Consider the following 12,422-nt stretch of genomic DNA (forward strand, 5'->3'; position numbering starts at 1 on the left):
GCGGAGGATGCTCTAAAAACGTTGGAAAATAGCCGTTTTTAGTGCTTATGACGTGTGCGACACGCCGAAGTTGCGCGGCTCCTTCGTTTCGTGCATACTATCACCTGTTGCCGGTTGCGGGGTTCAACCAAGAACTGGTAGCATGGCGGATTTCCCAAGCGGTCAAAGGGAACTGACTGTAAATCAGTCGCTTCGTGCTTCAGTGGTTCGAATCCACTATCCGCCACGCCTCGATAGCTCAGTGGTAGAGCACTTCCTTGGTAAGGAAGAGGTCGTGAGTCCGATTCTCACTCGAGGCTCTCATGGCGGGATAGCTCAGCTGGCTAGAGCGTACGACTCATAATCGTAAGGTCAAGAGTTCGAGTCTCTTTCTCGCTACTAAAGGCCGGCAAACGTCGGTAGACAACGAACCACAAGAGGTGAATCCAATGGCAAGCAAGAGCGCCGACATTCGTCCGGGCATCACGCTGGCATGCACCGAGTGCAAGGAACGCAACTACATCACGACGAAGAACCGCCGTAACACGCCGGATCGTCTTGAGCTGAAGAAGTTCTGCTCTCGTTGCGGCAAGCAGACTGTGCACCGCGAGACCCGCTGAACAAGCTTTCAAAACCCGACCAATCGGTCGGGTTTTTTGTTTTCCGCCTTTTTGTTTTTCTGTTTTTTCGTCGTCCTGTTGTTCCGTCTTTCCATCTTGCTACCTTTCTGCCTCTTCCGGTCACATTTGCTGATGTTGACGTATCTCTTCAGCAATTGTGACCGTTTTTCCCTTGTTTTTCGGTCACATTTGCTGATGGGGTTCGCTTACACCAGCAGGTGTGACCGCAAGGCAGTGCGTTAGTGTGTATGCTGAGGCGTATGACACGTTTTGCCGACATCACCACCATCGCCGTAGGCGGCGAAATCGCCCGTTTTCTTGAGCCGACCACACGCGTCGGCGTTATCGAAGCCGTTGAAGAGGCCGATTCCAAAGGCCTGCCGTTATGCGTCATCGGCGGCGGATCCAACATGCTGGTCGCCGACACGCCGTTCAACGGCATCGTCGTTCGCGACGCCCGTCGTGCGATCACCGTTCCTGATGAGGCCGCTCCGGTCGAAAACGGCGAGCGTATTGTGCACGTGAATGCTGAAGCGGGCTGCAATTGGGATGATTTCGTCGCTTACTGCGTTGAACTTGGCTTGGAAGGTGTTGAGGGGCTTTCCGGTATTCCCGGCACGGTCGGCGCGTCGGTGGTGCAGAATATCGGCGCATATGGTCAGGAAGTCGCTACCAGCGTGGAATCGGTGGAGGTGTGGGATCGTGCCGCCAAACAGACTCGCGAGATGCCTTGTGAAGAATTGCAGTTCGGCTATCGTTCGAGCGCGCTGAAATCAAGCATGTACGCGGCTCCCGGTGTGCCGGCGGAGGAGTTTTTCCCGACGCCGCGTTACGTGGTGCTGTCGGTGACGTTCGCTTTGCGCCACAGTGCGACCGGCGTGGTCGGCTATGGTCAGCTCGCCAATGCGCTTGGCGTTGAAATCGGCGATCGAATGAGCACGCGCGATATTCGCAATGCGGTGTTGCAGGTGCGCGCGTCCAAGGGAATGTTGGAAGATGCGACGCGCTACAAGCATCCGGCAATGGCCGGCACGAAGCGCGAGGATCAGGTTGCGATCGCATTGAACGCGCAGCAGCGTAATGCTGATGAGCATGATGCGGATGCGCACAATGCCGAACGCAATACGGGCGATGCCATCGATTACAACCGTCACAGCTGCGGCAGTTTCTTCATGAATCCGATTCTGAGCATTGACCAGGCTGCGAAACTTCCCGATGACGCGCCGCGTTTTAACGCGATTCTGCCGGACGGCACGCCGGGCGTGAAAACATCCGCTGCCTGGCTGATCGATCGCGCCGGATTCCATAAAGGCTACGCAGTCAATGCCGAGGCCGCCGCCGGATTATCCGCGCTGCACACGCTCGCATTGACGAATCGCGGCAACGCCACCGCCGAAGATATTGCGGCATTGGCCCGTAAAGTGCAGGATGGCGTCGAAGAATCGTTCGGTGTGCGCCTGATTCCCGAGCCTGTTGTTATCGGCATGACTTTGTAGCATCGAACGCTGCGATGCTTCACATATTGTGATGCACATCTCGTCCATATGGCAAGCAATTTTGACCCGCGCATGCCCACATTGCTTACTCTGAGCGGCAGAAGCTTTAAGCCGTGAGAGAGCAACGAGAAGAAGCGAGGCATGTGATGCAGTTGTTTCGTACGAAATCAGCAGAGCAATCGCTCGCTGAAACAGGAGAACAGGGCCACGCGCTCAAGCGTGAGCTTACATGGTGGGATTTGGCCATTATGGGCGTCGCAGTTGCGGTCGGCGCCGGCATTTTCTCGGTCGGCGCGCAGGCTGCGGCCTTTCATGCCGGTCCGGCGGTGATTGTCAGCTTTGTGATCGCGGGCATTGCGTGCGGCGCCGCGGTGTTGTGTTATGCGGAATTCGCGTCGATGATTCCGGTGACAGGCTCCGCCTATTCGTTCACCTATACGACGGTCGGCGAGATCGTCGCCTGGATCATCGGCTGGGATCTGATTTTGGAAATGCTGATGGCGGGATCGGTGATTTCCAAATATTGGGGCGTGTATTTGAATGTTTTCTTCAGCCTGATGGGTTGGGGATTCAACACGAATATTCAAGTCGGGCCGCTGGCCATTGATCTGGCGCCGGTTGTGGTGGTCGCGTTCTTTACGACGCTGCTGGTGTTCGGCACCAAGCTTGGCGCGCGCGTTGACGGCGCGATGACGGTGTTGAAGATCGCGATTGTGCTGTTTGTGGTGATTGTCGGCTTCTTCTATGTGAAGGCGGAGAATTTCACGCCATTCATTCCTCCGAGCGAGCCGGCCACGTCGAGTGAAGCGGTGATGAATCAGCCGTTGTGGCAGTGGGCTACCGGCACGACGCCAAGCATTTACGGCATTCCCGGCATTATTTCCGGCGCAGCTCTCGTGTTCTTCGCGTTTATTGGTTTTGACGTGGTCGCTACGGCGTCTGAAGAGACGAAGAATCCGAAGCGTAACGTTCCTTTGGGTATCGTGGTCGGCATGGCGTTGGTGATTGTGCTGTACATTCTCGTTGCCATTGTGACGACCGGCATGGTGTCGTATAAGGATTTGGCGGCTCAGTCGGATCCGTCGTTGGCTACGGCGTTCGAACTGGTGGGTGCCACTTGGGCGGCGAAGCTTATCAGTTTCGGCATCGTTCTGGGCTTGGCCACGGTGATTATGGTGCTGTTGCTCGGCGTGACGCGCGTCGTGTTCGCGATGAGCCGTGACGGCCTGCTGCCTCGTGGTCTGAGCCACACCGGCAGGCATGGTACGCCTGCACGCCTGCAGATTGTCATGGGCGTGATCACTGCAGTGGTGGCTGCCTGTTTTGATATTTCCGTGCTGTCCGACATGGTGAATATCGGCACGCTGTCGGCGTTCACCTTGGTGGCCATTTCGGTTCCTGTCATGCGCAAGCGTCGTCCTGACCTGCCTCGCACGTTCAAGCTGCCCGGCAATCCTTGGATTCCGATTCTGATTGCGGTGGCGAATCTGTGGCTGATGCTGAATCTGTCGGTGCTGACGTGGATTCGTTTTGTGGTGTGGCTGATCATCGGTTTTGCGATTTATTTCGGATACGGCTACCGTCATGCGCTGCTCGGCCAGTTGACCCGCGACAAGCAGGCCAAGCAGTAAAAGCTGGCAAAGTAGGCAAAGCAGTAAACAGCGCAGCCTCATCGGCAGGGTCGATGCATTTTCAAGGCTTTTTGATTATGCAACGGCCCTGCCGAAACCGTATTCGACAAGACTTTGCAGTACCCTTATACGTGATATAAGGAGGTAACCATGCCATACGTGATCGCTGAACCATGCGTTGACGTCAAGGACAAGGCTTGCGTGGACGAATGCCCTGTCGACTGCATTTACGAGGGCGCGCGCTCGCTGTACATCAATCCGAACGAATGCGTTGATTGCGGCGCATGTGAACCGGTCTGTCCCACCGAGGCGATTTTCTACGAGGATGATTTGCCGGAGGAGTGGGCATGGTACAAGGATGCCGCCGTCAGCTTCTTCGCTGAAGTCGGCGATCTGGGTGGCGCTTCCGCCGTCGGCCCGCTCGGCAAGGATCCGGAGCAGGTCGCCGCGCTGGCTCCGCACAACGCCTGATTTTCGTTTGTTCCTGCGCCACACGCTACATGCTAACCGCCATTCGCGCTACGTGCGCTGACCTGCGCACCGCGCGCTGATTGCGACACATCCCGGCCTCCCGCACCCGTCGGGAGGCCTTTCGCCTTATTTTGTCAAAACCACGGGGTTTTGACGGTTTGGCGGTTTGTTGGGCCTCGATTTCGTTAAAACCACGGGGTTTTAACGAAACTGAGGAGGGGAGTGGCAAGGGTGGGGAGTTTTGTTACGTTATTGTGACTACTGTTTGAAAGGTCGACATTATGGGATTCCATGCTTTTTCGTCCCCGTACGACTGGTCTCGCATTGCGGGCTACAAGCGTACCGCCAATGCCGCGTTCGGCGGTATGATCGACCTTTCGGTCGGCTCGCCGGTGGATCCGGTGCCCGATTCGGTGCGTAAAGCCTTGGCTGTTGCTTCCAATGATGCGAACGCGTACGGTTACCCCGCCACAATCGGCACGCAGGATTTGCGTGACGCGATCGACGCATGGTTTGCGAATACACGTGGTGTTGACTTGCAGGGCGTTGGCGCCAGTGTTGTGCCGACGGTCGGCTCGAAGGAGGCCGTCGCGTTGATGGCGTCCCTGCTGCACTTGGGTGAAGGGGATGTTGTTGTGCAGCCGCGCATCTCTTACCCGACGTATGAGATTGGCACGCAGTTGGCTGGCGCCCGCGTTTTGAAAGTCGATGACATCGCCGATACGGCGTCCTGGGAGCATGTGTCCGGTGTAAAGGCCGTGTGGGTGAATTCGCCGTGCAATCCGACCGGTGACATGCTGACCGCCCAGCAGATGGCTGGTATTGTCGCCGCCGCACGCCGCATTGGTGCGGTTGTATTGTCGGATGAATGCTATGCGCTGATGCGCTGGAGCAGGGGTGTTGCGGACGAAACGCCCGCCGCATCAGGTTTGCTTGACGCGCCTTGCATGCTGCGCGCCGACGTGTGTGATGGCAGTGCGGATGGTGTACTGACATTGTATTCGCTGAGCAAACAGTCCAATATGGCCGGGTATCGTACGGCATTCATTGCTGGCGATGCCACGCTGATCGCGGAAATGATCGATTACCGTAAACAGATTGGCGAGATTATTCCAGGCCCCGTGCAGGCTGCCATGGCTGCAGGATTACGTGATATTGAATCCGTGAAAGCGCAGCATGCCCGCTATCGTGAACGTCTCGCCACACTGGTCAGCGGCCTTCGCGCATACGGTTATTGCACGGATATGCCGGATGGCGCCCTGTACGTGTGGGTGAAAGCCAAGTCCGGCGATTGCTGGAAGGATATGGCCGCGCTCGCTGAAATCGGCATTATCGCAAGCCCCGGCGAGTTTTACGGCGCACCGGAATACCTGCGTTTCTCCGCCACCGCCAGTGACGAAGCCATCGCCGACGCGGCCGAACGTCTCGTGCGCTAAACCCAAAGCCGCAACATACGGCCCTGTTAGGCGCCGAATCCGGCGGCTGATTTGCCGAATCGCTGCCGAACCGCATCCAAAGCCTGCTCGGCGTTACGCATCTTTTCGGAATGCGTAATGCCCTGCGGTGTGGAGGCCTCTTCCAACACGTCATCAATCGACGGCTGCACGACGGCAGTCTCCGTCTCACACAGGCCGCTCGCACTCACGCCAGCAAGACGAATCAGCTGCGGCAACGGCGTTGCATCGGACGCGTCTTCGGCAATCATCAGCATCTGCCGCAACAGCGAAACCGCCTGCGGATACAGCACGCTCGCCGCATCCGTCGGCCGTTGCATCGTATGTGCCTTTGTTCGGTAGCTCAGATCGGCGAACCGCAGCTTCACCGTCAGCGTGCGTGCCATCAGACCACGCCGCCGCAACGACGACGCCGTCTCATCACAGCAGCGCCGCAGCAGATCGCACACTTGGCGCATGTCGCGCGTATCAGTCTTGAACGTACGTTCCGCCCCGATCGACTTTTCCGGCGTATACGGTGTCACCACACGCGAATCCACGCCATGCGCCGCCAACAGCAAATCATGCGCGACGGAAGCGGAGCCGACCGCACGGGCCAGCGTCGACTCATCCATCTGCGCCAAATCAGCCACGGAATCCACGCCCCACGCGTTCAGACGACGTTCCAAAGAAGGCCCGAGCCCGGGAAGACCACGCAACGGCATCATCTGCACGAACTCGGCGTGCCTATCAAGAGGAATCAGCAGCATGCCATTCGGCTTCGCATTCGTCGAAGCCATCTTCGCCACCAATTTATTGCCCGCAATGCCAACCGAACACGTCACATGAAACCGCGTCTCAACCTCACGGCGAATCCACCGTGCAATCGCGGTCGCCGAACCCCAGCGCAGCAGTGCGCCGGACACATCCATATAGCATTCATCCACTGACACCTGCTCGATGCGACCCGTCACCTGCGACAGCACCCCGCTGAAAATCGCATGCGACATCGACCGGTAATACGCCATGTCCACAGGAAGAAACACGCCATTCGGGCACAAGCGGCGGGCGTGGGCGCTCGCCATCGCCGAATTGATGCCGTATTTGCGCGCCTCATAGTTCGCCGCCGATACCACCGAACGCGGCCCGGTACCGATGATCACAGGCTTGCCCTGCAGTTCAGGATGCCGTGCGATCTCCAACGACGCATAGAACGCATCCATATCGATATGCAGCACGATGCAGCCGGTCTCATCATGACCCCAATCCCGTTTGGCCGCTTCGACGCGTGGTGCTGTACTCATGGCACCATCCTACGCGCGAGAGCGGCCATGTTGGAAGCGTTCGGGTGCGGGACGCTTGGTGGAGAGATAGGATTGGGTATTGTCCGAGAGCGTGGGCGAGGCCGTCGCCTCGGCGGTCGAAAGGATGATGAACATTGCCGTTTTCCAACAAGGAGGACCGGACGGACGAATCCGATCTTGAGGAGCTTCGTGAGCAGGTCCGCTCCCTGTCCTGCGCAATAGCCGATATCAAAGATCTGCTGGTCAATCTCTGCGTCTCAGTCCAATACCGTGAGGACAGGCCGTATGGTGCAGTACTTGCGGAATACATGATCTATGGAGAGCAGCGCACAAATCTTGAATTGGTCATCGACGCGGTTCTGCGTCGGGCGGAAGGCGTCGAGATACCGCAAGGTTTGAAGAGATTCGCCAAACAATCCGGTAATCCCTTCCTGATTGACGCGTGCCAGGACGCTCCCATTGATCAGGACGAGGCCATTCGCCTGGTTCAGGGAATCGTCGATAGCCGTGGGCCAAGGATTGCGATCGACATCCTTAAGGCGCACGCACGGAACGGGTTCGGCACCGAAGGACATGCAAAACTTGGTATCTGAATAAGACCGTTACAGGCGTCCATACCTGAGCAGGCCATGACCGTTATAACGAACACAATCACGGACCCGCAGGATTACGACTGGGTGGCGCCCGTTGAGATTGAAGGTAGATTGGTGGGAAGGATCACGATCTGGGACAACAACGGAAGTCTGGAGGTGGGGAATTTTTCTCCCGATATAGAAGAGGCGTCCCTGCTCGATGACGGTGACAGCACCACTCTCGTCAGCGATGGATTCTCCCGTGCGTATTATTCGATGGAAAACAGCAGGATCTCACCGCTCAACGAAGCTGCACGCGCTATTGTCCCCGAGTCTGTACAAGTGGAGCAGGGGGACATCGCGATCCGCAAGAACGCGCCATCTGGGTTTGACGATTCAGCTGGCGGCGGATCCATCGGCGTCGTGTCTTCCGATACCGCATCGGGCGCGGATTCTTCCATGAACATATTCATGCTGATGGCTGTGTTCATTGTCGTGACAACAGTCTTGCCCTTATGTGCGGGATTCTGAGGCGCGGTCCGAACAGGAGGAACGATCGATGAGGAAAAAGCAACCATTGTTTTCCGGCCTGTGCCTGGCGGCGTTTGCACTCATGTCTGGTTGCGCCGGGGCATCGGTTCAAAGCGACGATGCCGGCGCTCATCTCGAATTTCGCGCCTATGCGGAGTCGGGGACCGTCAGGATTGAGTCGCAGAGCGAGACGGTTCTCGAAACCCGAATCAAAGGGGACTGGTTGAAAGTTGCTCCGGACGATTGGCTTGAGAACGACGGACTGCTCACCTTGATGGTTGAACGTGATTCCGGCGGACTGGAGGACAACGTCTCCTGCGAAATCATATTCAGCGGCCACACGATTGACGAACGACGGGTCACCGGATCCGAAACATCGGTTACATGCCGGTATGACACATGGCGGGATGCGATTGACTACTGAAAAGTAGCCGAAACCTAGCGTGCTCGGCCCGTCCGTGCATGAACGCACGTACGGGCCGGGTACCGTTGCTGGCTTTCGGGTGTCGCCCAGGTGGCGATTGCCATCACGACGATGCCGCCCGAGGTAGGATGTATCGCGGGCATAAGGCAGATGACGATGACCGCCATCAGCCACATGTACAGGCCGCCGCGCGGCCCATTGTTTCGGTTGAGCATGGTTTCTCCTCGCACGCTGCCGCGCCGGAGACAGGCCCGGAACAATCTTCGCCGACGACGGCCTGCCCGCCTCGCTCATCGGCGGCAAACGCATAGAACGCGCCATCGTCCATTGGGAGGAAGCCGAGGCCAAGGACCGCCCGGCCGGGTTCTACAGAAGTCGGCCCTTTCGTATTCCCGGTTGCGCCCAGGAATTCGGAATTTTGCCCTTTGCGAGGGGATTTTCAATCGTCAGATGACGATGCGTGCTTCAGTGGGCACTTTTTGCGTTCAGTGGGCACCGAATTAAGGATGCGTTCTTGGAAGCGTGTGAGGAAATACGCGGAATTCCAAGGTCGGCATTTGATGGGTGCTCTGATTTGAGTGCCCACTGAACGCAAAAAGTGCCCACTGAATTTTTCGTTCCGTTTTTGTCCTGCCGTTTATCTTGTCTTTGTTCACTTTTTGCCCTGCCATTTGGTTTGTTTCCTCGTCCTGTTGTTTGTCTTGTCGTTTGTGTTGCCATTTGCTTCGCCGTTTGGTCTGTCTCCCCTGTCACCGTTCATAGCGACATTCCGTTCCGCCTCGGCAACACTCGGCCGCACTCGGAGTAATGTGTCCGCTGTGAAGAAGGCGATTTTGGGAATCCTGGACCGCATGCCGGTGTTTGCGATTGTGGCATGCGAAGCGTTGATCATCTATTTGGCGACGGCATTCGCGAAAGTGGCGTTCGAACAGCTCGACCCGTTGTATGCGGTGTGGTATCGCGTGGGATTCATGACTGTGCTGATGCTGCTATGGCGTCGTCCATGGCGCGCGTCGCGTAGACCGGGGCTCCCTCATGATTCACGCGGATGGCTGACTGTCGCCGGCTGCGGTGTCGCCGTCGTGCTGATGAACACGATGTTCTATGTGGCCATCAGCAACATGAACATGGGTATGGCGGTCGCCATTGAATTCGTGGGGCCTTTGACGGTCGCCATGCTGACGGGCCGCAGTTGGCGTGAGCGTTTGGGCGTCGCGATTGCCGCGTGCGGTGTGGTGCTGTTGGCTGGAGTGTCGTTGAATGGCGATGCCGGCGGACGTTTCCTGATTGGTTTAATCGCTATTCTGATCGGCGGTTCGATGTGGGGCGTGTATATCGTGTTGGGGCGCCGCGTTGCATCGGGCGGCAATTCGTTGGATAACCTGTGCATCGGCATCACGGTCGGATGGATATTGCAGTCTCTGATATTGGCTCCGGGCGCAGTGTCTCATGTGATTCATCCGAAGGCTGATGCTACGTGGGCGGCGCAGCCGGGAGGTGCGCTCAAATTGCTGGCATTGCTGTTTGTGATTTCGCTGTGCGCCTCGTTTGCGCCGTATCTGATTGACCAGGTGGTGATGCGCCGTACCACGTCCGGCGCGTTCTCGGTGATGCAATCCATCAATCCCGCAGTGGCCACGGCGATCGGATTGGCGTTCGGCGAGATTCCGACGGTTTTGGAATGCGTTGGTGTGGCATTGGTGATTGTGGCGGTCGTCGTGACGTTCTCGGGGGATAAGAATCCGGTGTAGCGCTGTGATACGTGCGGGGCGTGAGGGAAAATTCCAGTTTTTGGTGTTTTCGGTGTTTCGTCCACGGGTAGGTGCTATAGTCACATGCTGTTGCGTCGATTGGTCGACAAAACATGGAGTCATGCCTGAGTGGCCGATAGGGGCACCCTGCTAAGGTGTTAGTCGTGTTTAGCGGCTCGAGGGTTCGAATCCCTCTGACTCCGCTTCTAAGGGTTTTGATTGTTTGCTCAAAACCCTTTTTTCATACTCAAACCGTTGGAATTCCAACGGTTTCGCTGTTCCTCACCAAAAGAGGCAAAGTTGCGTTTTCATACGCAATACGGTGTGTTTTGGCATAGCTAGTAGGGGAAATGGCCGGGTATGGATTTTTAAGGGGTATCCATGGAACGGCGTAATTCGGTGAAAGCAAGAAACATGGGATAGGGGTGCGATGGGTAGGCGGAGGCGGGGTACGCCATTGTCTCCGTCTCCTTGCGTTTCATTTTACTGGTAGAACGCTGAAAATCAGAAGAAGCCCGTCCGGATTTCGGTTGTTTTCATGCACGATGATGCTCGGTGGTGTCTCAATGCGCCGCTGTCAAGCCGGGTAAACGATTGTTGTGCGAATGTCGAATTTTTTGCCGCGGCAACGCGCGCGGGGTATGCGCAGCCTGCGGGGTTTTGCGGTAATGTCGATGTTGTATTCCCGGCGTTTTTACAGGCTTTTGTCGGCATTCGTTACGGATGAAGCGTTTGACCGCGCGTTGGGGGAACGGCGTACGAGCAAGGAGGCATTATGGCACGCCCACGTTATGCGACACGACACGCCCGGCGTGTCTCATCTGCGTCCCCTTCGCATGTTGCGATTGCCGCCGGAATGACCGCAATCATCCTTATCGCGACGTTATGCGCCACAATATGGTTAATGATCGGCAGAAGCGGCGTTTCATCGGCCGATTCCACCGGTGCGGCGCAACGGTCGGGGACTCTCGACAAAACGACGTCCGTGCCCGATCCCGTCGTCGAGCATCATGGCAACTCTCCGGACTGCCCGGACACCGATTGCATCGCCGTCCTTGTCAATGGCGACCTGCTCTTTCATGAAGGCCTGTGGAATCAGTATGCCGTCAATCCAACGGCCACCGATGGCACGGCCTTCGATTTTACGGGCCTGTTCGAGCCGATGCGCCAATATATCGACGCGTCCGACATCGCCATCTGCGAATTCGAAACGCCGATCGCGCAACGCGGCGGCCCATATTCCGCCTATCCGATTTTCAATATTCCCGCCGAAGTCGCGGACGCCGCAGCTGATATCGGCTACGACGCCTGCACGCATGCGTCCAATCATTCCTGGGATCAGGGCGCGGAAGGCGTCACCCGCTTGTGGGATACGTTGGAAGCGAACGGCATTGCACAAACAGGTTCGTATAAAACCGAGGAGGATTCATGGAAGCCGCTTGTCATCGATTCGCCGACCGGAGGCGGCAAACTTGGCCTGATAGCAGGAACGGTGTCGCTGAACGGCATGCAGGCCGACACGGAATGGCGCGTCGACCGTTTGCGCGAACAGAGCGACCCCAATCATCAAAGTGATATCGACAAGGCGGTGGCCAAGGCGAAGGCAGCACGCGAACAGGGCGCCGACGTTGTAGCAATCGCCATGCATTCCGTGCAGGAATATATTGATTACGCTGACTCCTGGCAGGTTTCCGAAGCGCATGAATTGGCCGATACCGGCGCGTTCGATTTGATTTACGGCGCCGGATGCCATTGCGCGCAGCCGATTGAGCATTACAACAATACGTGGATTATCTATGGCCTTGGCAATGCTGTAACCGAGTCGGCGAACACGCCGCAGACCATGGTCAATAATCAGGGCGTTACCGCTCGCGTGCAATTCGCCGGTAAGAAAGGCGTGGAAGGCTCCTGGCGCGTGACTCGTATCGATTGGCTGGCCACGGCGAACGAACATCAGGGCTCGTATCAATGGTGTCCGTTGACGGATGACGCCGACGTGTGCTGGTCTGAAAGCTACGATCAACAGGTGCGCGAGCGCGTGCGCAGCGTAATCTATTCGCTTGGCGCGGATTCGACGATTGTACGCGAATGGAATATTGCGGCAGAATGATGAAGGCGCATCGCGTACATAAAGGAGGCCTCGCGTGTCCGAATCGTCCAACAACGCAACATACCCGCATATTATCGAAACGCAGCCGGAACGCACCGAC

The 12,422-nt window shown here is 57.1% G+C and carries 11 protein-coding genes and 4 tRNA genes; 14 read left to right on the forward strand and 1 reads right to left on the reverse strand.

The features are described from left to right. Positions 1–144: 144 nt before the first annotated feature. The 8 genes from AC1AWD_RS00765 (at position 145) to dapC (ending at position 5,633) form a co-directional block, all read left to right on the forward strand. Positions 145–226 (forward strand) — tRNA-Tyr (locus AC1AWD_RS00765). Position 227: 1 nt separating this feature from the next. Next, positions 228–299, forward strand: a tRNA-Thr gene (locus AC1AWD_RS00770). Positions 300–304: 5 nt separating this feature from the next. Further along, positions 305–378, forward strand: a tRNA-Met gene (locus AC1AWD_RS00775). A gap of 50 nt (positions 379–428) precedes the next feature. Further along, positions 429–599 (forward strand): 50S ribosomal protein L33, encoded by a 171-nt coding sequence (gene rpmG, locus AC1AWD_RS00780; protein WP_003807891.1) that lies wholly within the window; start codon positions 429–431, stop codon positions 597–599. A 260-nt stretch (positions 600–859) separates the two neighbouring features. Beyond that, positions 860–2,095: an FAD-binding protein gene (locus tag AC1AWD_RS00785; protein WP_476563186.1), complete on the forward strand. Its 1,236-nt coding sequence runs from the start codon at positions 860–862 to the stop codon at positions 2,093–2,095. Positions 2,096–2,241: 146 nt separating this feature from the next. Further along, positions 2,242–3,726 (forward strand): amino acid permease, encoded by a 1,485-nt coding sequence (locus AC1AWD_RS00790; RefSeq protein WP_476563187.1) that lies wholly within the window; start codon positions 2,242–2,244, stop codon positions 3,724–3,726. 150 nt (positions 3,727–3,876) lie between these two features. Beyond that, a complete protein-coding gene (gene fdxA / locus AC1AWD_RS00795; RefSeq protein ID WP_476563188.1) occupies positions 3,877–4,197 on the forward strand; it encodes a ferredoxin in 321 nt (106 codons plus the stop codon). A 281-nt stretch (positions 4,198–4,478) separates the two neighbouring features. Then, positions 4,479–5,633, forward strand: a complete 1,155-nt coding sequence (gene dapC / locus AC1AWD_RS00800) for a succinyldiaminopimelate transaminase (protein WP_476563189.1) — start codon at positions 4,479–4,481, stop codon at positions 5,631–5,633. A 26-nt stretch (positions 5,634–5,659) separates the two neighbouring features. Here the strand turns inward: dapC and dinB are convergent, their stop codons facing one another. Further along, the gene (dinB, locus tag AC1AWD_RS00805; RefSeq protein WP_476563190.1) at positions 5,660–6,934 is read right to left on the reverse strand and encodes a DNA polymerase IV; all 1,275 of its coding nucleotides are present in this window, start codon (positions 6,932–6,934) and stop codon (positions 5,660–5,662) included. Positions 6,935–7,068: 134 nt separating this feature from the next. On the opposite strand from dinB, the gene AC1AWD_RS00810 reads away from it, so the two are divergent. From AC1AWD_RS00810 to AC1AWD_RS00835, 6 genes are all read left to right on the forward strand, one after another. Beyond that, a complete protein-coding gene (locus tag AC1AWD_RS00810) occupies positions 7,069–7,527 on the forward strand; it encodes a hypothetical protein (protein ID WP_476563191.1) in 459 nt (152 codons plus the stop codon). Between the two features lie 114 nt (positions 7,528–7,641). Continuing rightward, positions 7,642–8,037: a hypothetical protein gene (locus AC1AWD_RS00815; RefSeq protein ID WP_476563192.1), complete on the forward strand. Its 396-nt coding sequence runs from the start codon at positions 7,642–7,644 to the stop codon at positions 8,035–8,037. A 28-nt stretch (positions 8,038–8,065) separates the two neighbouring features. Then, positions 8,066–8,461, forward strand: coding sequence for a hypothetical protein (locus AC1AWD_RS00820; protein ID WP_476563193.1), 396 nt, complete (start codon positions 8,066–8,068; stop codon positions 8,459–8,461). An 818-nt stretch (positions 8,462–9,279) separates the two neighbouring features. After that, positions 9,280–10,212: an EamA family transporter gene (locus AC1AWD_RS00825; RefSeq protein WP_476563194.1), complete on the forward strand. Its 933-nt coding sequence runs from the start codon at positions 9,280–9,282 to the stop codon at positions 10,210–10,212. A 115-nt stretch (positions 10,213–10,327) separates the two neighbouring features. Next, positions 10,328–10,415 (forward strand) — tRNA-Ser (locus AC1AWD_RS00830). A gap of 701 nt (positions 10,416–11,116) precedes the next feature. Next, positions 11,117–12,322 carry a CapA family protein gene (locus AC1AWD_RS00835; protein WP_476563195.1) on the forward strand — a complete coding sequence of 402 codons (1,206 nt, stop codon included), beginning with the start codon at positions 11,117–11,119 and terminating at the stop codon, positions 12,320–12,322. Positions 12,323–12,422 lie beyond the last annotated feature (100 nt).

The organism is Bifidobacterium sp. LH_512 (assembly GCF_056356435.1).